Origin of the sequence: Sediminibacterium sp. C3, from assembly GCF_000508085.1 — a bacterium.
GTDB lineage: Bacteria > Bacteroidota > Bacteroidia > Chitinophagales > Chitinophagaceae > Sediminibacterium.
Genome location: NZ_KI669560.1, coordinates 45500 through 70008, shown reverse-complemented (window position 1 = coordinate 70008; position 24509 = coordinate 45500). Strand labels below are relative to the sequence as shown.

Below are 24509 nucleotides of genomic sequence, written 5' to 3'. Positions count from 1 at the left end.
ATATATAGCATGCGATATTATTCAATAGATGAAATTAAAAACTGGGAGCGTTTTTACAGAGCCAATTTTATCAATTGCCTTACGGGATTTAAACCGGTAAGTCTGGTGGGAACGGTTAGTAAGGAAGGGGTTCCTAATTTGTCTGTTGTAAGCAGTATTGTGCATCTGGGGGCTGATCCTGCTTTAATAGGGTATATCAATCGGCCGCTGGCAGCGGCCCCTGATACCATTCAGAATATCAGGGATACCGGACATTATACGGTGAATCATATATCAGATGCATTTTTTACGAATGCACATCAGTGCAGTGCCAAATATGCGCCAGAAGTAAACGAGTTTGAAGCAGTTGGGTTAGAATCCCAATTCGAGGAAGGTATTCCTGCTCCCTTTGTTCTGGAGTCTCCGGTGAAATACCATCTTAAGCTGGTTGAAATTGTACCCATTACGCATAACCAGACTTTTTTTGTAATTGGTGCTTTGCAGGCTGTTTTCCTGAGTGAAAGTTTGGTAGAAACAGATGGATTTATTCATCTGGAAAATGCCGGATCCATGTTGTCATTAGGACTGGATGGATATGCCAATGCAGCTATGGTGCAACGTCTCCCTTATGCAAAGCCTTAGCGTATAATAGAAATTCATTTTTATCCTGAGGAAGTTGGACTGTTTGCTGAAAACGTAAACCTTGTTTTTCCAGTACCCTGATGGCGGCAATATTCAATTGGGTGGTGATACCATAAATTATTGGTATTTCTAATTGCTTATCTGCGTAATCCAGGATTGTTTCACTGGCTTCTGATGTATACCCTTGCCCTGCATATTCAGGCAAAACGGCAAATCCAAGATCGGGATGATCCAGTCCTTCTCTTTTTACCAGTCCGCAAATGCCAATGGGAGTGTTCTTGTTTTTTAAAAGAACCAAATACAATCCGAATCCATAACTATGATAACTGGGAATGATTCTGGTGAGAATATAATTGCTGGCAGCCGTTCTGTCTTTAACGTTTCTGTCCCCAATAAATTCAAGCCAACCAGCTGTATTCATTAGCTGTAGCATGAATGCCGCGTCAATAATACTGATAGGCCTTATGGATAAACGATCTGATTCCAGTTTGACCATATATTGCTTAAGATTATCTGCCACTGGTGATAATAATTTTAGTAGCTATATTTTCCCTTCCCTTGTCGTCCCTAACCAGCACAAGATATATACCGGATGCAATTTTTCTTCCGTTGTAATCCAGGCCGTTCCATACAGCTTGTCCACCCAGGCTTCTGGTTTGATACACCAGGCGGCCATTCAGTTCAGTTATTTTTACAATTGCATTTTCTGTTAGTCCCCTGATAGCAATTTGCCCATTGTATTGGGGAGGCACGGGATTGGGGAAAACCAATACATTTTCAAATTGTTGTGTTGCTGTGGTTGCTGTAGACCGATAGCTGCACAATCCATTGAATGTAGCAAAATATACTTCACCGGTTTGTGGATCAATCCCAATTTTTTTTACATCATTACTTAATAACGGACTGTTAGAAACAGTAAAATGATGAATGATGTTTTTACCGTCCGGGCTTATTAGCCAGGCACCGTTCTGGGTGCCGATCCATTTTCTATTAGCCCCATCTACTGCAATGCTTTGTACCTGCTGACCTTTAAATAAAAATCCCGCAAACTGATCTTGCTGAATTACGGGAAGAATGGCGTCACAGTTGCTGAATGCATTGTCTGTACACTGGATAATGCCAATGCCATCCTCTGTGCCAATCCAAATGGTATTGTCCCTGTCTTTTGCCAGACTCAATACATTATTGGAAGGTAAATTTCCATTCCCGGCTCCTTGTTTAAAAAGTTTCCAGCGATCGTCGGTAGCTGATAAAATATTACTCCCATAATGGTATAACAGTAAACCATTCCCTTTCGGGCTCTGGATCCAGAGTTGGTTGTTTTCATCGTCAGAAACAATCTGTGCTACTGCATTTTCCAGCAATGGAAAAGGTGGAGTAAAGCCTGCCCATTCTGTATTTTTAGACAATAGTTTTAATGGCATTGGCGCACCATAATTACTAACCCATAGATTTTGTTGATTGTCTAATGCAAGACCACTAACGCGATAATTTCCCGGATCTCCTACTGCTGCTTCCAGTAAACTATTCTGTTTAAAAATTTGTAGCTGATTGTCTTTTTTTTGAATGAGTCCTCCGCCATAACTGCCTGCCCAGATTGTTTTATCAGTAGGATTACTGATTATTGTAATGATATCTAGCAGTGTGTCTAGTGCCGGAGTATTGATAGCGCCGGAATTATTCCATACCCCATCCTTAAATTCAATATAGCCTTCTCTCTTATAAAGATAATTCCATGCATTATTTACAGCGCCTACACCTTGCAGGAAAAGTCCATTCGAAATATGAATTTCTCCTGAGGGAATACCATTGGGGCCATTGGGTATATATCTTTCTGTGTTGTTACTGCCAAATGAAGAGAGACCTCCAAACTGATCGGCAACCCATACTTTACCATCCGAAAGAATAGCGCTCCCTGGCAATGAAATAACACCGGGTTCTGCAAAGGATTTCTGAATATTGCCTTCTTTATTCAGGAATACTACTTTTGAATTGCCCGAAATAGTTCGCAGGCAAATGCTAATTTGATTTTCAGAAATAGTGGTGTTGAGAATATTCCATCCAGATTCCTGAAAAAGCAATTTCCACTGGTTGTTTTCCTGAATATATACACTGTCTCTTTGTGTTATAAGAAGTTGATTGTTGATCTGGCCCACAAAACTCAGGTTGCCGGTATAAGGGGTAAGGAGGGTGGTCCAGTTGCGGAAGTTGGCAGGGTTTGTATTGTTTTTAGAAATGCTTTTTAAGCCTTCCGCTGTAGCAGCATAATAGCGCTGATTGTCTTCGCAGAATGAATGAATATTTACCTGATTTCCATTATTGCCAATTATCCAGGTATCTCTGATTTCATATTTAACGGTGTTAACCACAATAATTCCCAGACCGGTAGATAGAAAGGCATTGTCACCAGAACAGTATATAGAATTGATTCTTTTGTCGCCGGCAATACTGCTTTTTTGTATATCACTGAGATTCTTTGTAAGGTCATTTTTTAAAAAGTCAAGATTGCTGTTTTTGTATGCAACAATCAATTGTTGATTGGTTGGGTCCCAACCAATTTGTTGAACACCAATATCGTTAAGACGGTTTATTTTGGTATAACGGCTTATTTCTGAGTCCGCGTCGACGGAGAATACGGCAGCTTCTGTGGCTGCATATATTTTATCTCCTTTTATTACCTGAAAAGTATTTTGATAGTTTAAATGTTCTCTCCACTGACCAATGGGCACAGGGGCTTTTTGGGCTGTACTACTTTCTGCCAATAACAGGAATGCGAATATTGTATTAGCAAATTTGTACATCATGGAAGCTTATTCGTGAATATTGACAATGCCCTGTTTAATTGCAAATAATACGAGTCCTACCCTTGTTTTGATATCCAGTTTCTTAAAAAGATTGTCCCTATAATTGTCAATGGTTCTAACGCTGACACACATTTCATCGGCAATTTCCCTGTATGACTTATCTGCACACAGTAATTCCAGAAAATGTGCTTCCTGCTCTGTTATATTGAGTAATGACTGCATTTGTTTTCCATCTTCCTCTTCATTGGAAACATAGTTGATAAGCTTGTCTCTCACCAATTCGTTTACATAAAATTCATTTCTCTGTATAGATTCCATCGCCTCTTTAAATACATGTGGTTTACTGTCTTTTATTATATAACCCTTTACTCCATTTCTTAACATTCGGATGATTGCCATGTCATTAGACAACATGCTCAATACAAGAATTTTAATGCCAGGGAGGGTTTTTCTAATCCAGGCAGCCGTTTCGTAGCCGTCCATTTCAGGCATGGTAATATCAAGAATAACAATGTCCGGAGGATTATTCTTGTCCACTTTTTTTATAAACTCTATTCCATTACCAGCTTCAAATATTACTTCAAAGTCACCTAATGAATTTATAATGCCAACCAATCCTGATCTAAGTAATTCGTGATCATCTACAAGTGCTACAGTTGTTTTCATGCTGCTTTAGCTTTTAGTAAAATATTTACGGTTGTTCCCTGATTGGCAATGCTATTAAATGTAACTGTTGCATTGATTAATCTGGCTCTGCTAATTATATTGTTAATGCCTACTCCCGCATTGGACTCTCTTGCTTTTTCTACATCAAAACCAATTCCGTTATCCTTGATTTCAATATTCAGTTGATTGCTTAGGTTCTTAAGTGTTATTTCAATGGTATCACAGGCTGCATGCTTCAAGGTGTTGTTTATAATTTCCTGAATCATTCTGAATAAAATAATATCTACACTTTTATCAAGCATGTCAATGTTTACATCTTCATCTATATGTAGACTAGTTTTATACTTTCCTGTCTTCTCAATATTATGGAATAAATGTTCCAAAGATTCAATAAATCCTACCTGGTGAAAATTAGTATTTATTAAACTATGGCTCATGCCCCTTAAGTCGTGCCATACTTTTTTTAGCAAACCGTATATTTCGTCTTTGTCTTTTTCATCAATTTCCCTTTTCAGATTCGCAATCCGTAGCATGGATAAATAGATAATCTGAACCAGATTATCATGAATTTCAGATCCAATATATGTGAGTGTCTGATTTTGAATTTCCAGCTGGGATTTAATAATTGTCTGCTCGAACTGATTTTTCATCTCCTCTTTTTCACGCTGATTCTGCCTTTGTTTTCTTAAAAATAAATACAGCAAAACCAGCAGGAAAACAGCCAATAAGACGAAAAATACCGAAGAGATAATTATTGTGACGAGAATGTCTTCTTGGTTTTCCGGCATAAGATGAATGCGTAAATAAAGGATGAATATAAAACAACATTTAAACTCTGGTTAATCAAGCCGTAAATTTTTTTGCCTTCCTGTTGTAAATCGTAACTTCTCAGGTATTCAAAAAGGGCATTGATAATAACAGAGCCCATGTAAAACAAAAGCAGTCCCGTACATACCCAGAAGAAGGGCTGCTTTGCCAAAGGATGGTCTAAGTGTTCGGGGAGTACTGATTCGTAAAAAAACAGACAACAAAACAAGACCACAAAAAAGGATCCAAGTAAGAAGGTGTAGGTATGGAAATTGTTATATCCCTGAACGTATTGCAGGTTTAAGAATACCATTAAGGAGTAAAATGGGATAAAACCTATGGTAAGTTTTTTAAATACCGTTGTTTTTAAGTGTTTTGAGAAAAGGAATGCATAAAAAACAAACTCAAATGTAGTAAAGACATTAAATAGCGTGTAGTTCCTTATCCCTTTGGTTAAAAGCCAATACCCAATTAATTCTACTGAAAGTGTTATGAATAAAAAAGGCAAAAAATACTTAAAATGAGTATTTTTCAATGTTTTATAAAGTAGTATACAAACTAAAAAACTGCTGGCTTGCACCAGCAGGTAAATATTGAATAAAAACATTACTAATCTTTAGTGTAATCTACTTAATAATGGACAAACAAAATTATTATGGCCAAATTGAACCGTGGTTCAAATAGTTAGATCCTTCACCAGGTAGACCGTCTTCTGCATTCTGGCTTCTGATATTGCCGTTTTTAGCCTTTTTGTTATTACCCAGGAAGAAAACAGTAGTACGTCCAACATAGTTTGGATTGGTGGTGGTTTTTTCATCATACACACCAAAGTAAACTCTTAACTTATCGGACTTATATTTATTTTTTAACTGTTTGATAAACTTCTCCATTTCGTTTACGTCAAACTCAACATATTCAGTCTTGGTTAAAGATCCAAACTTAGCTTTATACGCATTCTGCATGGCTTCAGCAGCATTTTCTGAAATCAGACCATTGATTGAAATGCCAGCAGCAGCAGAACCTACCAAATTCATTTCATTGTCTTTGTTATTAGACTGTAATGGATTGGTTTCAGTTTCTGCTTTTTGACAAGCCGTAAAACTAAGTGATGCAATTACTCCCAGGGCTAGTAAACGTTTTGAAATAAGGTTTTTCATAATAAGCGATTTAATTGTTTGCATGGATTGTGAATGTAAATTAATTCATAATCTTACTCCAACAATCAATTATTATTTCATATAATATAAACATAATTTATAAATAATTAATAATCAATTTATTAAATTTACCACTACAAAAAATAGGGTGAAATCACGTACCTATATATATATAAGTACCACAATATTTTAATCCAAAGCAAACAACCTTTACATCCTTAAAGGGCTATCTCCAAAATTCAGGTCCTTTTTTGCTGATTTTATGGATAATCAATTTCCTTTTTCTGCACAACCCGGCTGCGTTTTCGAGGCTTTACAGTCATTCTTTAGCCTCTCTCAGCATGCTTTGTTTATTGCGAACCAGCAGAAACGTGAATTTCTATATTTCAATCACCATTTTGAGCTTTTATTCAGAGATTGTTTAAGCACAATTACTACCATTTCATTTGAACAATTATTTGAGCTTGCCTACGTGGATGACAGGCATCTTTTGGAGAAATTACTTACTTCTTCTGACCCCATTATTTTTAATCCGGAGGGTGAAAATATAAGATTTGTAAGTAAGCAAAATACAAACAAAGTATACAATGTCCGTTGTGGAAAATTAATTACTGAAAATAGTATTGAATGCATTTCAGGAATCATGACAGATATGTCGGATATACTTTGGTTTGAACAACAGCAAAAGAAAAATGATAAAACTTTTCGGGAATTGTCGTTTATCACTTCACATGAATTGAGGCACGAGTATGCTAAAATTCAATCAATTGTTCAAATGCTTGATAATCCTGAGGTTAACCTGAAAGAAAGAAATGAAATGATCGGTGCTGCAAGAAAATCTATCCAGGTTATTAATAGCACCATTTTCAAAATTAATCATAAGCTTTCCTTTAATCAGACCGATGGGTATTTTAATTTCTATAAACGGAATCAACAGTACAAAAAAGTTATTTTAATTGATGATGATGCATTTACCAATATCATCAATAAAAGAATTATTCAGATGGTAGATCCCAATATGGAAGTATTGGTTTTTGATACCATTTCAACCGCAGAAGCCTATTTGCAGATTAACGATAATTCAGGTGATTTTTTAATTCTGCTTGATGTGAATTTTCCATTCAGCAGTGGCTGGGAATTTCTGGTGAATTATCAACGATACTCTGTTAATTCAAAGGTAATTGTTCTTTCTTCTTCCATTGATACTTACGACAGAGATAAAGCCCGTGAATTTCCTATGGTAGTTGATTATATAACCAAACCGCTCTCTTTGGAGATGGTCAAAGAAATTTTAAACACTTACAAATAGATATATTTTCTGATTGTTTTTATAGTAATAAACCAGAGTAGTGCCATCAGAGAAATTCCAGTTAATAAGGTTGTTAAAGAGATATGGGCTGGAATAAAAATAGCCTGTGTCTGAAGGAGATGCTGAAGTGTGAATTGAAGCAGACTTACCATAATAATGCCTGTTACAATACTTATCAGGTTGCCAGGAAAAAAATGCCGGAATAAGAACTTTGATAATTGCAAAGGAGAAGTTCCCAGAGTAATCAGGAGCGTAATCTCCTCTTTGCTGTTGGCGATATTCAACTGAATAAAAAGTGTAAAAATAAGAACAGAAAATATCAGCATGATTAAGCCAGTAAATCCTGCAATACTTACTACAGCATCAATGATTTTTCTGTATTTACTAAAGCGTAGCTTTTCATTATTTGTATCAAGTTTGTTTTCCTTTAAAAAGCTTGCAACGGCTGGGTCTGAGGGGTCTTTGGTTTTGATGACCAGTCTTGATGCACCGTGGGATTCACTTTTGGCAGCATATTGATTGCCCCACTCAATAAATTGAGTAGGCACCAACATGGATGCTATTCGATCGCTGAATCCTACAATTTTTGCATTAAAATGCACTGGTCCGTTGCTGCCGTACACTGTTATTTTAAATACAATCATTTTTACAATTTCCGGGCTTAACTGGGGTAAATTCTGAGAAATTGAAAATTGAAAATTGTAAATATCCAGAAACATATTGGGAACAATTACCGGAACAAAATCTGCATCTGGTTTCCAGCTGAAGTTGCTATTGCTGATGTCTATAAATGAATCAGGGACACTTTCAAATGAAATATCAGTATAAAATGGAAATCGGTCACTAATACTTTGAATACTGGCTTTAAATCTGCTTGGGGTTAAAATGCCTACTGATTCCGTAAAAGGTTGTTTTCTCAACTTTGCAATGAGTGAACTGTCAATATTAGTATTGCCAATAGTTTCATTGTTCAACACTTTGTTAATTACCAAAAAATCTCCAATGCTATCTTTATTGGTTTGATTGTTTAGCAGAAAATCATAATTGCTTTGAATCTGTATAGCTGTCAATAATAAAAATATAGCAATACCCAGTCCAAATCTGGCAATCAAAATTTTTGATTTACCAGATTGTTTAAGAATTAACTTTTTAAGAAGACTGTTAAACAAGTTTATAGATTTAAGCTTTCCTGATAATCAAAATATTCATCCTTGTCCAGATCTGTGATTATGATTCCTGCGCCCCGCCTATTACAAGCTGCTTGTATTAGTTGGGCAGCCTTTTTTTTATTGGTAATGTCGAGGTGGCTGAAGGGTTCATCCAGTATTAAAAAATCGAAAGGTTGCATCAACGCTCTAATGATGGCTATTCTTTGTTGCTCCCCATAGCTGCAAATGCCAGTTGGTTGATCTAATATAGCATCAATACCAAGTTGCGCTGCCATTTGCTCCATTTCAACAGTATCAACTACCGATTTTTGCATGGTTCTTTTCAGCTCAATATTTTCCCTTGCAGAAAGGGCAGGGAATAACTTCAGGTCTTGAAATACGATGCTCCAAGTTGATTGGCGTAACATTGAAAATTCAACAGGGGTAAGGGTTGCCACATCCTGCTGATTATAAAATATCTGACCCGTATAGTTTTTATTTAACCCATACAGAATATTAACTAAGGTAGTTTTACCCGTACCACTGGGGGCAGTAATTTTTATATTTCTTCCTTTGTTAAAGGCAATCTTTTGCCCCCAAATTTCCGATTGCTTTACGGATGGTCTGTCGGCAATTGCTTTTGGAACTATGTAGGCTAATTCAAATTGCATTAGTTGGCTCTGATTACAGTTGGGATACTGGATGGGAATAATTTCTCTTCCATTTCTTTTTCCCGCTTTGCAATTGCTCTTGTATCTACAGCAATATTGGTAAGCAAACTTACCAGTGTTACCAGGCTGTTCTGCTTCTGATTTTGCATATTAATTTCCAATAAAGAAGTCACTTTATTATCCTTGTAATTTTCTGAAGTACCAATGATGTCTTTAATGGTATTTCTGGCTGTTAACATGGAATTATTGTATCCATTGCTGCTGTCTTTCAGGAACCCGTTAAGGGTATTGGCAATGTCTATGTACATAACAGTTGACTTTCCTTTGAAGTACTCAAGTGCTTCTTTGTTAATGGTAGATTTATTGCCTGTTAACTTGTATTGGCTATAGGTTAATGAGTCGCTTGCGATAATTAAGCCCTGCTCGTTGGCAACCAGATAAATTCCCAACTGCCCGAATAGGTCAGCTGATTTGTATTCGTTACCTGCTTTTCTGATGAATCCTTGGTTGGCTATTTTACCCATGAGCTTCATGAAATTGTCTTTGTTGCCAGCAGGAATATTCAGAATCATCTTTCCTATTGGTTTCTTTTTAATCATGGCCAGCTCATCTTTTCTTTTATCTGGTTCATTGTTGCCAATACCCAAATCTGAAATAACCACTGCAATATCTCCTTTAATTGCTCCATACATTTCAGCTGAACTGATTCCTGATTTCGCTAAAAACTGATTCAACAGGCTTTCTACTTCCAGCTCTTTCAGTAATCCTCCAAATATTTCTGGGTTAAAAGATGCCAAAACAATGGCATTGATATTCTGAGAGGGATATTGATTTATCAGTGAAGTATTTACCGTTGGTCCTGCATATTTTTTCAGGATTTTGCTTAAAAGTGGATTGGTATGGGTTGTAGATTTCGCAATTATTTTGCCTTCTTCAAAAGAAAGCGTTGCAGTAGTATAATTATTGCTGATCAGCTCTTCCAGTTTGGGTAACTGCAAAGGCATGCCACTCATTGCATTCAATGTACTTCCGGTTCCGGCAAAGAAATAGCCTTCTGATTTTTCCGAAAATAACTGAGCAAATTCTTTTACGGATGCCAGTGATTCAGACTCTTTCTGGGTGAAAAGTCTGGAGACTTCTTCAAGTACTTCCTTCTTCTTGTCTTTCTTTTCAGGAATCACAAAACGCATATTCACCGAATCATAGTAAGGAACTATCTTGTTTTCATAAAACATTACTAAAGCCTGCTTGTCGTTCCAAGCCAGTATATTTTCATTTGATAAATTCAGGTAATTAAATTCTTTGTTTTTCTCTATTGATTTTTTGCCTTCCCAGGTTAAACCTTCCATGTATTTTTTGAAAGCAGCACTATCAGAAATGCTAAACAGGAGATTCATTACATTCCCTTTCTTATTCTCTCTTTGTAAGTAGGTAAAAAAATGAATTTTTTCGTTCCAATTAATACCTGCTGCATTTCTCAGATCAGCTATTTTCTGTTGGTCTTCCTTGCTGGTTGAATCTTTTTCGAATCCTTTAGCCCAGATGCTATCTAAACTGATACCTCCGTTCTGAAGTTTATTTTTTAAAGCGGCAGGGTCAATACTAAGAACTGCAGCAGCGTCTTTGGGAATGAATCTGCTTTCTTTTGGAGCTTTATTGCTGCAGGATGCAAATACAATACAAAGTATACCAGCTGGTAGAATATACGATAAACAGCGTTTCATGTGCCAAGAATTATTACATGAAGATAATTCTTGCTTACAGATTTATACAGAAATATGATGTTAATTCATAATTGCCTGATAAATGGCCTCCTGGATATTTGGACGTACGTTCATTTTTCCAAATAAAGTATTGTTTCTGGTAGGGGTTACCCGGTTAGACAGGAAAATATAGATTAAATCTGTATCCGGATCTACCCATACACAGGTTCCGGTAAACCCGGTATGCCCAAATGTGTTTGGTGAAACAAATCGGGAAGGATAGGGGTCTTTACGGGTATTATTGTCTTTTTCCGGTTTGTCGAATCCGAGGCCTCTGCGGCTGATATTGCTGTTATAGGCGGTAAAGTTCTTAATGGTACTTGGTTGTAAAAATTGCTGATTGTTGATAGAGCCCCCATTTAGCAGCATCTGGTAAATTTTAGCCAGGTCATAGGCATTACTGAAAAGGCCGGCATGCCCTGCAATTCCTCCAAATAAGGAAGCCCCTTCATCGTGCACATCTCCGCGCATCATTTGTTGTCTGAAATGTTTTTCATCTTCCGTAGGCACAAGTGTATTTAATGGGAAATAACTTCTGGGGGTAAATCCAGTAGTTGTCATTCCCAAGGGGTCATAGAATACTTGCTTGCTGTATTCATGAATGTTTTTTCCTGTTACAGATTCTACAACTGCGGCCAGAAAGATAAAATCGTTGTCACTATAAATATAATTACCGGCAGGCGTAAGTGGGCTGGCAAGAATTCGTTGATAAATGGTGTCCTTCCAGTCGTTTCTCAGGTATAGATTTTCTGCCACACGGGTATTAAAGCCTACCGTGGCTTCGCTTCTGAAATAGGCCGGTAAAGGCTTTCCTGAAACACTGTCAATTAATTCTTTGTAAAATGTAATAAAAGACTTCAACCCAGCCTGGTGTAGTAAAATATCTTTTATTTTTAATCCCCCTTTGTCTGAATTTCTTGTTAAAGGCAGATAATCTCCAAGGGTTTTTTCCAAGTCTACTTTTTGTTCTTCCACCAGTTTCATTATGGCCATTGTGGTAGCCGATATTTTTGTAACAGAAGCTAAATCGTAAATCATGTCTTTGTTTACAGGCTCCTTTTTGTCTGTATTGGTAAATCCAAATGCCTTGTGATAAGCAATTTTTCCTTTTCTGGCCACGAGTACCACGCAACCGGGCACAGCACCTTTAACAACTGCATCATTGGCTATTGAGTCAATCTTACTTAGTTTGTTGGCATCCAGACCCACTTCCCAGGGTTGCACTTTGGGAAGATACTGCTGGTAAGTGATGGAATTGCCATGAACCAGTTCCGGTGAAATGGTCACGGGTAAAATCCCTTTTGCATCCAATCTGCCAGCAAGTATATCAAATACGGTTTCCTGCGTAATATCATCATCTTCGTAACATGCCAGTAAATTCGGCGCATTAGTTGAATTGGAAATGGCATATGGATTTCCAAAATACAATGTAAGGGTGTTGAATGATTGCAAGCCGTTTAAGAGGTAAATGGCTGCATTGCTCAGTCCAAAGTTTTTGGCAGGTCTTCTGCTGTAGTTATGCATACCTACAATTACAAGATCGTAACCTTGTTTTTTATTTTTTCAATCAACTGCTTTGCTGAACTACTGTCTGCCTTGTCGGCAGGAATCTGATTGGCAGCAGCATCATCCATCAATTGCTTGCCAATACTAGCCCTGGTTCCAAACAAATATACGGTTGCATTATAGGCTTTACTCAGTTCTACGGAGATGGAATTTTCACCAGGCGCCCCAATGGCCACATAGGCTATTTTCTGCCCCTTTTTTAGAGGGTAGGAAAGGTTGTTTTCTTTTCTTAATAGTGTGATGGCATTTTTGCTTAGCTGGGTTTTTATCAGATTGGTCTGAACATTTAAATCGTTAACCAGATTGGCGGTATCAATTTTTGTAACCTTGTTGAGGCCAAGATGATATTTTGCCAATAAGATTTTTTTAACACTGGCATCAATGGATTCCCAATTCAGTCTTCCTTCGTCAATGGCCTGTCTGATTTTAGCAATGGTTCCCGGAATATCTTCAGGCAAACACAACATATCATTACCTGCAATCAATGCTTCAACGGAAGCCTCGCCTGAAGGGAAAAATTTGGTAATTCCTTTCATTTCCAGGGCATCTGTAAAACTTAATCCTTTAAAACCAAGTTCGTTTCTGAGAAGTCCATTTATGCTATTCTTTGAGAGGGTTGCTGCTCTGTTAGCGCTGCTATCCAATGAGGGAATAAAGATATGAGCAGTCATCATGCTGCCCAGTCCGGCTTTGATCAATTCACGGAATGGATATAATTCCAATTCATCCAGTTGTGCTTTGGTTTTATTAATGACAGGAAGGTCGTAATGGCTGTCTACTGCTACATCTCCGTGTCCGGGGAAATGTTTGCCTGTTGCCATTACACCCACATCCTGCATGCCACGCATATAAGCTGTTCCAAACAAGGCAACTTTGAATTTATCTTCACCAAAGCTTCTGTCGTTGATTACCGGATTCATTGGGTTGTTGTTGATATCAATATCCGGCGCATAATTAACATGAATTCCCAGCCTTTTACACTGTTCGCCTACCGCTTTGCCAAACTGATAAATCAGATCAGCATTGCTTACGGCACCCATCATCAATTGTCTTGGAAAATTAATGACACTGTCTAATCGCATACCCAATCCCCATTCTCCGTCAATACTTATCATCAACGGGGTTTTAGCTAAAGATTGATATTTATTGGTTAATACAGCTTGTCTTACTGGTCCTCCCTGAAAAAAACAAAGACCACCCACGTTGTATTTGCGGATAGTCTCAGTTACTTTGGCTACATGATCTTCGCCCAGATTGCTATGGGCGCGAATAATCATCAGCTGTGCTATTTTTTCGTTCTTATTGAGCTTTTTAAATTTTTTATTGACCCATTTGATAGCTTCCGGAGTTTCTTCATAAAACTTTTGTGCCATCATATTGGTATTTGCCAATACCAGTAACAATAAGAAGCAGATCCATCTTTTCATACAGTGTGCAATTGATGGCACAAGGTATGAAATGCAAGGGATTATTCGGCTTCTTCAGGCGCTTCTGTCAATTCGATTTTTACATTATTGGCTTTCAGTATACGGAACCATTTCACCATTTTCTTCATGTCGCTCGCATACACTCTGTCAAAATCCATATCAGGGAATACCTTCTGGAAATAAGCTTTTGTAGCTGCGGGATCTTTTTCGGCGGGTAAAGCCTCGGTACTTGCTTCCATTGCCTTGAATACATCAGCAAGGTTTACGTTTTCTCTGATGGTGTATACTTCAATGCTTTCTAAATGTGAAAAATTGTGTACTCTGCTGCTCACAAATTTGGTGCTATTGTCTTCCAGTGATTTCACAATTGCGCCGTCATTTTTGCTGCTGACCATTTCAAACAATCCACTCATGCCTGTAACCGATATCAGTTTGTTGTATTCCATATATTTAAAATTGAGATGCAAAGTAAAGGATTTTGTTCTCCCGATGGTTAGGATTGCCCAATTGTTTCCAATGCCCTTTCCAGTCTTGATTTTAAATCTGCATAAGGAGTGTATCCTCTTGCCAGCAGATGGAATTTGGTTGCAGACTCCTGAAGAAGTACGCAGGGGAAGCCAGTAACCTGTAATTGTTTTACCAATGCAAATTCATATTTGGCTTTTTCCTGGTATTCCTCGCTGTTTAGTTTTTCATAAAACGAATCGGCATCAATGGAATATTTTTCAAGTAAATGCCTGTAAGTTTCGTTGTCCGTTAAGTCCCTGCCTTCAAAATGAAGGGCATATTGTAAATCTGCCGCAAATGCCACTTGTTTATCGGGGTATATTTCTTTGAAAACGCAAAGCGCAATGGCTGGTTTTTCAGAATGCGGGAACCAATCACTCAAATCCGGGTTGTTAATATGCCATAGATAGTCCGGGCCAAATGTAACGCCACTGTACTCTTCCACGGTTTTGTACGCCGATTGAATATAAGAGGATGTTGCGCTAATATGTACAGGACTTTCAGGCAAAACCATGCCGCCTGATAAAACTTCAATTTGCAAATCAGGAAAAGCGTCTGCAATTTGTTTCATGACAGGACTAAAGCCATAGCACCATCCACAATAAGCGTCGTAACAATAGAATAGTATTGGTTTCATTTTGCAAAAATAGGCAGGGATTCTATAGCTTTGCGCATTGTTTTAACATGAAAATATCAGGTTATGCCAGGTTTTGAACTTTTTGGTGCCGAAGAAAGAAAAGAAGTAAATGATGTGCTGGAAACAGGCATTTTAATGCGTTATGGATTTGACGGACCCAGAAAGGGCATATGGAAAGCCAAGGAGCTGGAACTGGCTATAACGGAAACTTTTGGTTGTAAATATGCGCAGTTAACTTCTTCTGGTACTGCTGCGCTCACTACGGCGATGGCCGCATTGGGTATTGGTGCCGGAGATGAAGTGATTATGCCCAGCTTTACATTCGTGGCTAGTTTTGAAGCCGTATTGAGTGTTGGAGCAATTCCTGTATTGGTTGAAGTAGACGAAACCTTAACATTGGATCCGGCTGCGGTAAAAAACGCTATTACGCCCAGAACCAAATGTGTAATGCCAGTACATATGTGTGGTAGTATGGCCGATCTGGATGCATTACAAGCTATTTGTAAAGCCCATAATTTATTATTACTGGAAGATGCCTGTCAAAGTATTGGAGGAACATACAAGGGTAAATCATTAGGTACCATTGGAGATGCCGGTACGTTTAGTTTTGATTTTGTTAAGATGATTACCTGTGCAGAGGGAGGAGTGGTCATGACTAATAACGAAGAAATCTTTACCAAATCGGATGGGTATACCGATCATGGCCACGATCATTTAGGAGTAGACAGAGGAGCAGACCTTCATCCTTTTATTGGATACAATTATAGAATAAGTGAACTGCATGCAGCCGTTGGACTTGCTCAGATCAGAAAACTGAGTCGTTTTCTGGAGCTGCAAAAGAAGAACAATGCGGCTTTGCGCAAACACCTGGAAGCCATACCAGAAGTGAGTTTCAGAGTTGTACCAGAAGGTGGGGATGATAGTTGTAGTTTTTTAAGCTGGTTCTTGCCCAGCAAAGAACTAACCCAGGCTGTTGTGCAGGAAATGAAAGAACAGGGTGTGCTGGCAGGAAACTTCTACTGGTTTGCCAATAACTGGCATTACATCAGCAAATGGGATCACCTAAAGAATGCACAAACCTTAAACCGTTTGAGTACAGAACAAACAAATGCATTATTGCAACTAGCGCAGACAAGTTTCCCGCAAAGTGATGCCATTATGAACCGATGCATTTCTACTGCTATCAGTTTGGTTTGGACAGAAGAACAGATTCAGGAAAAAGGGGCAAAAATGGCTGCCATTATCAATAAGGTTCTGGGAAAATAGTTATTGATTTTTCCCTTCCATTTTGTTTACATAATCCAGGGATCCTAATCTGAAACGAAAAGGTATTTTAGTTGCTTTTTCTAGTTGTATTTCTTTTTTACAGAAGAAACCTAAGCCTTTCACGTAATGGTCCGGAGGCAATATTTTAACAGGTTGTTGTTTAAGACTATCCATTTTCTGCGCAAAGTAATTGGCAGTAATATTTTTCTGATGCGGGTTCATTAATTGCACCTGTGCTTTTATTGCCGCACTTATTAGGAATAAATTCACAAACAAACAAATCCTTTTACGCATTGTCTCGGTGTAATTCTGTGTAAATTTACAGCGTAATTATTAATAGATGTCACTCAGTCAATCACTACAGCAAAAGTTACTTCAAAAACTGTCTCCACAGCAGATACAGTTAATGAAACTATTGCAGGTGCCTACTGCCAATTTAGAGGAAAGGATTAAAGAGGAGTTGGAAGAAAATCCTGCGTTGGAACAGGGAGAAGAAGGGCATGAAGAAGAATATCATGACGAACTAAAGGATGAGTTTGATAATTCAGGGGAAGAAGATATGGATCCGGATGGAAGTCTGGAAGAATATGACAATGTAGATATCAGCGAGTATGTATTGGATGATGATGGTGAGATTGCTGACTATAAAACAAAGGATGATAATTATCCGGAAATGGATGATCAGAAAGTGATCCCCATAAAAGTAGAAACCAGTTTTCATGAAATGGTCCTGAATCAGCTCGGTATGCTGGAGCTAGATGAAAGAAGGTATAAAATTGCTGAACAGATTGTGGGTAGTCTGGATGATGATGGGTACCTCAGGAGGGAATTGTCTTCTATTGCAGATGACCTTGCATTCAGGCAAAGTTTGGTTGCTGAAGAAAAAGAAATAGAAGAAATTATTTCACAAATACAGCAGTTTGATCCGGCAGGTATTGCTGCAAGAGATCTGAGAGAATGTTTATTGCTGCAGCTGAAAAGAAAAACGGACGAAGGTAAAAGTGTGGAACTGGCCGTTCAGATTCTTACCAAATATTTTGATGAGTTTACTAAAAAGCACTACGAGAAAATCCAGAAAAGTCTGGGACTATCAGATGATCAGCTTAAAGAAGTGATTGCCCAGATCATTAAACTGAATCCCAAACCTGGCGGGAATGTGGGTGAAATGAATAAGGCGGAAACCTATATTGTGCCCGATTTTTTTGTCATCAATAATAATGGTTCCCTGGAACTTTCTTTGAATGCCAAAAACGCACCTGATTTAAGAGTAAGTGAAGGATACAGAGACATGTTGAAAGAGTATGAGAAAGGTAGTAAAAAAGACAAACGTCAAAAAGAAGCTGTACTCTTTATCAAACAAAAAATTGATGCAGCCAAGTGGTTTATAGACATGATCAAGCAGCGACAGGATACACTGATTGGAACAATGGGGGCAATTATGAAATACCAGCAGGATTTTTTCCTGACAGGAGACGAAACCACCTTGCGTCCAATGATTTTAAAAGATATTGCTGAAGTAACAGGGTTGGATATTTCAACAGTCAGCCGGGTTGCCAATAGCAAATTTGTTCAGACTGAATTCGGTACTTATCGCTTAAAGTTTTTCTTCAGTGAATCATTAAGTACAGAAAGCGGAGAGGAAGTGAGTACGAGAGAAGTGAAAAAAATTCTGAGTGATATGATTGCCTCCGAAGACAAGCACAGACCTTTCAGCGATGAAGTATTAACCGAGATGTTGCAGGAAAAAGGATATAATATTGCCAGAAGAACGGTAGCAAAATACAGAGAGCAGTTGAATGTGCCGGTGGCGAGGTTGCGCAAAGAACTTTAATTATCTATCATGTCTAATTTAACAGAAACTAATTCCATTCCCGTTGAAGCTGTTGTGAAAAGACCATGGCCTTTACAGGTAATGGCTAAAACTTTGTCGTTTCTGTTTCATCCTTTATTTGTACCTACTTATTTCTTTTTATACTTAATGCAGGCCTACCCTTATGAGTTTGCAGGCATTACCGATTGGCAATTGAAATTGCGTGTATTTGGTGTTTTCTGGATGACCGCATTTTTTCCTGCCTTTGCCGTTTTCCTATTGTGGCGACTAAAGTTCAGTGATGGTATTTATTTAAGAACACAGAAAGAAAGAATTGTACCTTATATCATCACTATGTTTTTTTACTGGTGGATGCATTATTTAAGCCGCAATTTTCCGGATCAGCCCATTGTTCTTCAGTTTTTCTATACCGGAATTTTTATCTGTTCTGTAATGGGGCTGCTGGCCAATAACCAATTTAAAATAAGTATGCATGCCATGGGTGCCGGGGGATTGGTAACTGCCGTTGTGTTAACGACCCTTTATTATCAGAATATGGATGGTATTGCGATTGCTGCTTCATTGCTAATAGCTGGCTGTGTTACAACTGCCAGACTTTTATTGAATGAGCACAATGCAAAAGAAATCTATACAGGATTGGCTGCCGGTGTACTGAGTCAACTGCTGGCATACTACTTCGTGATGTAATATCAAGGCATTGGGCGATTTTTTGTTTCTTTGCAGCTTATCCAACTTAATTTCATGTGGTATAAGGCAGGAAAAGCAATTCTACGGTTCAGGGTTAGCCTACTTTTTGTATTATTAATAGTTACAGGATTCATGGCCTGGCAGGCTTCTAAAGTTCAATTGAGTTATGACTTTACCAGGGCTCTCCCAACCGACAATAAAAAGTTTGTAGAATACCAGGCTTTTTTAAAAGAGTTTGGTACCGATGGAAATACTGTAGTCATTGGTTTGCAAGCCGATCAGTTTTTTCAAAAAGAATATTTCAATGAAGTTTTTGCATTGAGTCAAAGGCTGAAAAAAGTGGCCGGGGTTAATGGAGTGCTTAGCGTTCCGGATGCCATGAATCTTTTGAACGACGAAGTTAATCAGCAGCTGGTTCCTTCCCGAATTTTTAATCCACCCTATTCCAATCAATTAGAGCTAGATTCAGCACGTTTGCTGTTCAATAGTCTTCCTTTTTATAAAACCTTGTTACATGTGCCGGAGAAAAATGCTTATTTGTTGGGCGTAACGGTAAGCAAAGATTCTATCAATAGTAAGTACAGATCGGTACTAATCAATGATATTTTAAAGGAAACCAAAATTTTTGAATCGAATACCAAAACGGAATTGCGCATCAGTGGACTTCCGTTTATTAGAACCATTATAGGTGATCGTATCAAGGATGAAATGAACTGGTTTCTGATTGGGTCATTGCTGTTGTCGGCCGTTACGCTATTTCTGTTTTTCCGATCGATAAGTGCTACCATTATGAGTTTGCTGGTTGTTGGCATGGGCGTTATCTGGAGCGTAGGAACGCTGGTGCTTTTTGGCTACAAGATCACTTTGCTAACAGCTTTGATCCCACCGTTGGTGGTAGTGATTGGTATTCCTAATTGTATTTACTTTTTAAACAAATACCATACTGCTTACAGAGAAAAGTTAAATAAGGAAGAAGCATTGATTACCATGGTTGGCAGAATGGGTATTGTAACATTGTTCTGCAATATTGCTGCGGCCATTGGATTTGCAGTATTCGCGCTTACCAAGAGTCAGCTTCTGAAAGAATTTGGGGCAGTGGCAGGCATTAATATTTTGCTATTGTTTTTTATCTCTTTGTTTTTCATTCCGCCTGTGCTTAGCTTTTTACCCCCTCCCAAAGCCAAGCATACCAAATACCTGGACAATGCATTTTTGGCAGCTATTTTGGTGCGTATTGAAAGATGGACTTTCCATCACGCAAAAATGGTTTACCTAATTACTGCTTTAGTTACTATTGTTTCGATTATCGGAATATTCAGAATCAAGAGCGAGGGTTTTATTGTGGATGATTTACCCAAAGCAGATAAAATTTATACAGATCTGAAGTGGTTCGAAGAAAATTTTGGTGGGGTTATGCCACTGGAAATTATAATAGACACCAAAAAGAAAAATGGCCTGGTTCGTTCGGTTAAACCCATTGCAGCTATTGACGAATTTTCAGCCTATCTGGATTCTTCTGAGTACACAGCAAGGCCATTGTCTTTTGTGGAAGGCCTGAAATTTGCAAAACAAGCATTTTATGATGGCGATACCATGAGCTATGCCATTCCCTATGAAAGTGATTTGGCTTTTATAGGTCCTTATTTAAAAAGCAAAAAAGACACTGTTAAAACGGAATCGCCCAATGCTTTTAACAAATTGGTCAATAATTTTATTGACACCAATAAACAGAAAGCCAGAATTAGTGTGAACATGAAAGATGTTGGCAGTGCGAAATTGCCTGCATTGTTATCAAATTTTGAATCCCGTGCTAATGAAATTTTTGATACTACTGCATATAAAGTAAGTTTTACGGGAAGTAGTGTAAGCTTTTTAGAAGGGTCCAGCTTTATTATCAATGGCTTGAAAGAGAGTATCTTCTGGGCGTTTTTATTAATAGCCCTCTGCATGCTTTACCTGTTTAAATCTTTCCGGATTTTAATCAGCTCCCTGATACCCAATTTAATTCCTCTGATTGTAACAGCCGGTGTAATGGGCTGGATGGGGATTGCGCTAAAACCTTCTACTGTGCTTGTTTTCAGCGTAGCGCTAGGTATTGTTATTGATGTTACCATTCGTTTTTTAATTAATTATAAACAGGAACTACCCGCTCACAAAAACCAAGTTAATCCTACTTTAATTGCCACTATCCGCCACACTGGCATTAGTATTATTTATACTTCCTTGGTTTTGATTGCCGGATTTATCATTTTTAGTTTTAGCGATTTTGGAGGAACCAAGGCGCTAGGATGGCTGACTTCACTGACTTTGGTGGTGGGCACTATAACGAATCTGGTATTATTACCCGTTATAATTTTAACAATTTCAGGCCCCAAAATCAGTATAAAAGGCAAATTTCTAGGATAAGCGGATAAAAGTTTGGTTTTGTTGCAGCGTTTTGTATTTAAAAACTGCCTAAATTTAACAAATCTTAAACTAAAACTAAATTCGCATGAGAAAACTAGCCGTTTTTTTGACGTGTGCTTTGCTATTTATAGCCAATGCATACGCTCAAACTGCTCGAACAGTTACCGGTAAAGTAACTGATGAAAAAGGTGCACCGTTAGGTGGTGTCACTGTAAGTGCTGTTGGTGCAAATAAAAATGCACTAACGGATAATGCCGGAAATTTTTCCATTCAAGTAACTGAGAAAGTTAGAACCCTTCGCATTAGTTATGTGGGTTATGATTCCAAAGATGTTAATATCAATGGACTTTCTTCTGTTAGTGTAAAACTTGATCAAGAAGACAAATCACTAAGTGAAGTGGTTGTAGTTGGTTATGGTACACAAAAGAAAAAAGATTTAACAGGAAGTATTGCCAGTGTTAAAGGCGAAGCTTTAGCGAACAAGCCAACTCAGAGCTTTGAACAGGCTTTGGGTGGTAGAGCTGCGGGTGTTCAAGTGGTAATACCAAATGGTGTATTAAACGCGCCTCCAGTCTTAAGAATCAGAGGTGCCAACTCGATCTCTCTTTCTTCTTATCCATTGATTGTAGTTGACGGAGTGGCCGTATTCACTGGTGATGGTAGCTCTACAAACGCTGCTGGTAACGTATTGTCTTCCATCAACCCGAATGACATTGAAAGTGTAGACGTTGCCAAAGACGCTGCTGCAACAGCTATTTATGGTAGCCGTGCTGCCAATGGGGTGTTGTTCATAACTACTAAAAAAGGCAAGCCTGGTCGTTCCAAAGTTACAATTGATAGTTGGGTAGGTATTAGTAATCCACAGCGTTTGCAAAAAGTATTAGACGCTCAGCAGTATACCGATTACAAGAATGAAGCGCTTAGAAACGCAGGAACATTTAATGCAGCTACCAATGCCTTTGCTACAACTGTTGGACCTGATGGTAATATCATTAATACCAATTGGGCTGATATTATTTATCGCCAGGGTATTCAGCACAGCAATACGATAAGTCTTTCTGGTGCGAATGAAAATACAAGCTATTATTTTTCTGCAGGTTATACTGAACAAGAGGGTATTATCAGAAGAAATGATTTCAAGCGACTAAGCTTGTTGATGAATGTTGATCACAAAGCTGGTAAGTTCTTTACCATGGGTGGTAAAATTCAATACACCAGTGATAAGAATACTGCTGCTGCTAGTTCAGGATCTTTAGCTGGAGAGGCTTTTAATACAGCTGGGTTGGGTCGTGTAGCTTTAATTACTGCCCCAAATGTTGGTCCTTATTTGGCGGATGGAAGCTACAACAGAGTAAACAATTTAATAGGTGTCATGGGTAACAAATTAGGTCAAGTAGGGTTTTATAATCCTCAGATCTCATTAGACCTAAACAGGTCAAACAGTTACGGAGAGCATTTAATTAGTAATGTATATGCGCAATTTAAACCTGTTAATTGGTTGGCTTTGAGAACACAATATGGTATTGATTATCTGATGGTAGATAATGACTTTTTTTCGCATCCTATATCTGGAGAAGGTTTTTCTACTAATGGATCTGTTAGTGCTATTTTTAATAAAAATAAGCGATGGGTTTGGACTACTACCGCTCAATTTGATAAAGTATTTGCTGAAAAACATACTGTTGGATTATTAGCAGGTATTGAACACCAAAAGTCAGACAACAATAGCTATGGTCTAAATCGTGTAACTGTTTCTGATCCCGCATTTACCAATATTCAGGGTGGTTGGGCAACGCCTAATATCACTGGGTTGGGAATCGGAGAAAATTATTTGTATTCTGAATTTGCCCGTGCACAATACAACTATAACAGAAAGTATTTTGTAACAGCAAATATTCGTAGAGATGGTGCATCTCAATTAGGTGCCAATAGTAAGTATGGTACTTTCTGGGGCGTTTCTGCAAGCTGGGATGTCTTGACTGAAAAGTTCATCCAAAACATGAAGCTAGATCAGGTCTTCAGCAGCTTGAGATTGAGAGCCAGCTATGGTAAAGTGGGCAATATTGGTGGACTAGGAAACTTTGCATCTTTATCTACTTATGGTTCTGGTTTATATGGTGGTGGTGCAACTGTTGCGTATAGCCAGGCAGGTAACCCTAACTTAACATGGGAAACCAGTAAGAAAACAGATATTGGTTTAAACTTTGGTTTGTTTAACGATCGTTTGACTGCTGAAATTGGTTACTACAATAGTAATAACGACGGGTTATTGTTATTTGTTCCTCAACCTCCTTCTGCAGGGTTACCTTCCAGCATTCCAACCAATATTGGTTCTATGTATAACAGAGGATTCGAATTTGATGTTAAATACAATGTAATTCAGAAGAAAGATTTCAGCTGGACTACTTCATTTAATCTTTCTACTAATGATAACAAAGTCTTATCTCTTGCACCAGGAATTAATAATATTGTAGCATCAACAAGTGGATTGGAAAATCCTAGTATTACATTACCTGGTTATCCAATTGGTATGTTATTTGTTACCAGAACTGCAGGAGTTGATCCGGCTACTGGTCGCAGAATTTTCATTAATAATCAAGGTCGTCAGGTCTTTTTTCAACACGTAGCTCCTGCAGGTCAGTCTCGCTTTATGTACGCTGACGGTTCTGTTGCACCAACAGTAAGTAGTGCTGATGCAATTGTTTACAAGAATACACATGCCAAAATTTTCGGCGGTTGGGAAAACAATATTCGTTTTAAGAATTTTGAATTGAATGCATTGTTTACCTATCAGATGGGTAACTACCTGTATTATGGTACCCAGGCTGGCTTGAGAGATCAGCGTTTCTGGAACAATGAAGTAGGGGTTTTGAACAGATGGCAAAAACCTGGTGATGTAACTGAGTTTCCTAAGCCAGTATTTGGAGACAACGTTTCAAATGGTTCATCTTTCCCACTTGATATCAACGTATTCAAAGGTGATTTCATTAAGTTAAGAACTTTAACCATTGGATATAATATCCCTAAGTCTTTATTAGACAAAGCTAAAATTTCTAATGCCCGTTTCTATGTATCTGGAAACAACTTGTTAATCATTACCAAGTATCCTGGTCCGGATCCTGAAGTTTCTTCAAACGGTAACGGTACTACCAACTTTGGTATTGACAGAAATACAGTAGCTAACCAACGTACGATTACTATTGGCTTAAATGTTGGATTCTAATTGTTAAACTATT

Annotated in this window: 20 protein-coding genes; 7 read left to right on the top strand and 13 right to left on the bottom strand. The window is 38.1% G+C overall.

Annotation, left to right across the window (positions count from 1 at the left end; translation table 11 throughout):
• The first annotated feature begins 9 nt into the window (after positions 1-9).
• Positions 10-621, top strand: coding sequence for a flavin reductase family protein (locus tag F777_RS0100325; RefSeq protein ID WP_026750296.1), 612 nt, complete (start codon positions 10-12; stop codon positions 619-621).
• On the opposite strand, the gene F777_RS0100320 is transcribed toward F777_RS0100325, so the two are convergent.
• The 5 genes from F777_RS0100320 to F777_RS0100295 all read right to left on the bottom strand — a co-directional run bounded on the left by F777_RS0100320 (position 587) and on the right by F777_RS0100295 (position 6055).
• Entirely contained in the window at positions 587-1141 is a 555-nt protein-coding gene (locus tag F777_RS0100320; RefSeq protein ID WP_152530818.1) for a GNAT family N-acetyltransferase, read from the bottom strand. The two genes, F777_RS0100325 and F777_RS0100320, sit on opposite strands and share 35 nt — an antisense overlap.
• The gene (locus F777_RS0100315; protein WP_037368970.1) at positions 1131-3425 is read right to left on the bottom strand and encodes a type IX secretion system anionic LPS delivery protein PorZ; all 2295 of its coding nucleotides are present in this window, start codon (positions 3423-3425) and stop codon (positions 1131-1133) included. The genes F777_RS0100320 and F777_RS0100315 overlap by 11 nt, the downstream gene beginning before the upstream one ends.
• A 6-nt stretch (positions 3426-3431) precedes the next feature.
• The gene (locus F777_RS0100310; RefSeq protein WP_026750293.1) at positions 3432-4091 is read right to left on the bottom strand and encodes a response regulator transcription factor; all 660 of its coding nucleotides are present in this window, start codon (positions 4089-4091) and stop codon (positions 3432-3434) included.
• Positions 4088-4741, bottom strand: coding sequence for a sensor histidine kinase (locus tag F777_RS0100305; protein ID WP_161631457.1), 654 nt, complete (start codon positions 4739-4741; stop codon positions 4088-4090). Before F777_RS0100305 ends, F777_RS0100310 begins: the two co-directional genes overlap by 4 nt.
• A gap of 810 nt (positions 4742-5551) precedes the next feature.
• A complete protein-coding gene (locus F777_RS0100295; RefSeq protein WP_037368968.1) occupies positions 5552-6055 on the bottom strand; it encodes a hypothetical protein in 504 nt (167 codons plus the stop codon).
• A 262-nt stretch (positions 6056-6317) separates the two neighbouring features.
• Between F777_RS0100295 and F777_RS17725 the strand changes: the two genes are divergently transcribed.
• Positions 6318-7364 carry a response regulator gene (locus F777_RS17725; protein WP_051408326.1) on the top strand — a complete coding sequence of 349 codons (1047 nt, stop codon included), beginning with the start codon at positions 6318-6320 and terminating at the stop codon, positions 7362-7364.
• Here F777_RS17725 and F777_RS0100285 read toward each other — a convergent pair.
• From F777_RS0100285 to F777_RS0100260, 7 genes are read right to left on the bottom strand one after another with little or no spacing between them, the layout of a single operon-like run.
• Positions 7355-8476: an FtsX-like permease family protein gene (locus F777_RS0100285; RefSeq protein ID WP_152530817.1), complete on the bottom strand. Its 1122-nt coding sequence runs from the start codon at positions 8474-8476 to the stop codon at positions 7355-7357. The genes F777_RS17725 and F777_RS0100285 overlap by 10 nt on opposite strands.
• Before the next feature lie 59 nt (positions 8477-8535).
• Complete coding sequence (locus F777_RS0100280) at positions 8536-9183, bottom strand: ATP-binding cassette domain-containing protein (RefSeq protein WP_026750287.1); 648 nt, start codon at positions 9181-9183, stop codon at positions 8536-8538.
• A complete protein-coding gene (locus F777_RS0100275) occupies positions 9183-10907 on the bottom strand; it encodes a DUF4836 family protein (RefSeq protein ID WP_026750286.1) in 1725 nt (574 codons plus the stop codon). Before F777_RS0100275 ends, F777_RS0100280 begins: the two co-directional genes overlap by 1 nt.
• Positions 10908-10967: 60 nt before the next feature.
• Positions 10968-12470, bottom strand: a complete 1503-nt coding sequence (locus tag F777_RS17055; RefSeq protein WP_051408325.1) for a serine hydrolase domain-containing protein — start codon at positions 12468-12470, stop codon at positions 10968-10970.
• 8 nt (positions 12471-12478) lie between these two features.
• On the bottom strand, positions 12479-13939 hold the full coding sequence (locus tag F777_RS17050) for a glycoside hydrolase family 3 protein (RefSeq protein WP_051408324.1): 1461 nt from the start codon (positions 13937-13939) through the stop codon (positions 12479-12481).
• 41 nt (positions 13940-13980) lie between these two features.
• The gene (locus F777_RS15130) at positions 13981-14385 is read right to left on the bottom strand and encodes a DUF5606 family protein (protein ID WP_037368966.1); all 405 of its coding nucleotides are present in this window, start codon (positions 14383-14385) and stop codon (positions 13981-13983) included.
• Between the two features lie 47 nt (positions 14386-14432).
• Complete coding sequence (locus F777_RS0100260; protein WP_026750285.1) at positions 14433-15083, bottom strand: DsbA family protein; 651 nt, start codon at positions 15081-15083, stop codon at positions 14433-14435.
• A gap of 63 nt (positions 15084-15146) precedes the next feature.
• On the opposite strand from F777_RS0100260, the gene F777_RS0100255 reads away from it, so the two are divergent.
• A complete protein-coding gene (locus F777_RS0100255) occupies positions 15147-16349 on the top strand; it encodes a DegT/DnrJ/EryC1/StrS family aminotransferase (RefSeq protein ID WP_026750284.1) in 1203 nt (400 codons plus the stop codon).
• Here the strand turns inward: F777_RS0100255 and F777_RS0100250 are convergent, their stop codons facing one another.
• Entirely contained in the window at positions 16350-16643 is a 294-nt protein-coding gene (locus tag F777_RS0100250; RefSeq protein ID WP_026750283.1) for a hypothetical protein, read from the bottom strand. It lies immediately after the preceding gene.
• 112 nt (positions 16644-16755) lie between these two features.
• Here F777_RS0100250 and rpoN point away from each other — a divergent pair, with 112 nt between their 5' ends.
• The 4 genes from rpoN (at position 16756) to F777_RS0100230 (ending at position 24496) form a co-directional block, all read left to right on the top strand.
• Positions 16756-18180, top strand: a complete 1425-nt coding sequence (gene rpoN / locus F777_RS0100245; RefSeq protein ID WP_369791992.1) for an RNA polymerase factor sigma-54 — start codon at positions 16756-16758, stop codon at positions 18178-18180.
• A 9-nt stretch (positions 18181-18189) separates the two neighbouring features.
• Positions 18190-18867, top strand: a complete 678-nt coding sequence (locus tag F777_RS0100240; RefSeq protein WP_026750281.1) for a hypothetical protein — start codon at positions 18190-18192, stop codon at positions 18865-18867.
• Positions 18868-18921: 54 nt separating this feature from the next.
• The gene (locus F777_RS0100235; protein ID WP_026750280.1) at positions 18922-21273 is read left to right on the top strand and encodes an efflux RND transporter permease subunit; all 2352 of its coding nucleotides are present in this window, start codon (positions 18922-18924) and stop codon (positions 21271-21273) included.
• A gap of 85 nt (positions 21274-21358) precedes the next feature.
• Positions 21359-24496: a SusC/RagA family TonB-linked outer membrane protein gene (locus tag F777_RS0100230; RefSeq protein ID WP_026750279.1), complete on the top strand. Its 3138-nt coding sequence runs from the start codon at positions 21359-21361 to the stop codon at positions 24494-24496.
• Positions 24497-24509 lie beyond the last annotated feature (13 nt).

What these genes read in the sequence shown, in the direction of transcription:
- F777_RS0100325 (WP_026750296.1), top strand. Translation starts at nt 10, where the DNA reads ATGCGATATTATTCAATAGATGAAATTAAAAACTGGGAGCGTTTTTAC.
- F777_RS0100315 (WP_037368970.1), bottom strand. Translation starts at nt 3,425, where the DNA reads ATGATGTACAAATTTGCTAATACAATATTCGCATTCCTGTTATTGGCA.
- F777_RS0100310 (WP_026750293.1), bottom strand. Translation starts at nt 4,091, where the DNA reads ATGAAAACAACTGTAGCACTTGTAGATGATCACGAATTACTTAGATCA.
- F777_RS0100305 (WP_161631457.1), bottom strand. Translation starts at nt 4,741, where the DNA reads ATGAAAAATCAGTTCGAGCAGACAATTATTAAATCCCAGCTGGAAATT.
- F777_RS0100295 (WP_037368968.1), bottom strand. Translation starts at nt 6,055, where the DNA reads ATGAAAAACCTTATTTCAAAACGTTTACTAGCCCTGGGAGTAATTGCA.
- F777_RS17725 (WP_051408326.1), top strand. Translation starts at nt 6,318, where the DNA reads ATGGATAATCAATTTCCTTTTTCTGCACAACCCGGCTGCGTTTTCGAG.
- F777_RS0100280 (WP_026750287.1), bottom strand. Translation starts at nt 9,183, where the DNA reads ATGCAATTTGAATTAGCCTACATAGTTCCAAAAGCAATTGCCGACAGA.
- F777_RS0100275 (WP_026750286.1), bottom strand. Translation starts at nt 10,907, where the DNA reads ATGAAACGCTGTTTATCGTATATTCTACCAGCTGGTATACTTTGTATT.
- F777_RS17055 (WP_051408325.1), bottom strand. Translation starts at nt 12,470, where the DNA reads ATGCATAACTACAGCAGAAGACCTGCCAAAAACTTTGGACTGAGCAAT.
- F777_RS17050 (WP_051408324.1), bottom strand. Translation starts at nt 13,939, where the DNA reads ATGAAAAGATGGATCTGCTTCTTATTGTTACTGGTATTGGCAAATACC.
- F777_RS15130 (WP_037368966.1), bottom strand. Translation starts at nt 14,385, where the DNA reads ATGGAATACAACAAACTGATATCGGTTACAGGCATGAGTGGATTGTTT.
- F777_RS0100260 (WP_026750285.1), bottom strand. Translation starts at nt 15,083, where the DNA reads ATGAAACCAATACTATTCTATTGTTACGACGCTTATTGTGGATGGTGC.
- F777_RS0100255 (WP_026750284.1), top strand. Translation starts at nt 15,147, where the DNA reads ATGCCAGGTTTTGAACTTTTTGGTGCCGAAGAAAGAAAAGAAGTAAAT.
- F777_RS0100250 (WP_026750283.1), bottom strand. Translation starts at nt 16,643, where the DNA reads ATGCGTAAAAGGATTTGTTTGTTTGTGAATTTATTCCTAATAAGTGCG.
- rpoN (WP_369791992.1), top strand. Translation starts at nt 16,756, where the DNA reads ATGAAACTATTGCAGGTGCCTACTGCCAATTTAGAGGAAAGGATTAAA.
- F777_RS0100240 (WP_026750281.1), top strand. Translation starts at nt 18,190, where the DNA reads ATGTCTAATTTAACAGAAACTAATTCCATTCCCGTTGAAGCTGTTGTG.
- F777_RS0100235 (WP_026750280.1), top strand. Translation starts at nt 18,922, where the DNA reads ATGTGGTATAAGGCAGGAAAAGCAATTCTACGGTTCAGGGTTAGCCTA.
- F777_RS0100230 (WP_026750279.1), top strand. Translation starts at nt 21,359, where the DNA reads ATGAGAAAACTAGCCGTTTTTTTGACGTGTGCTTTGCTATTTATAGCC.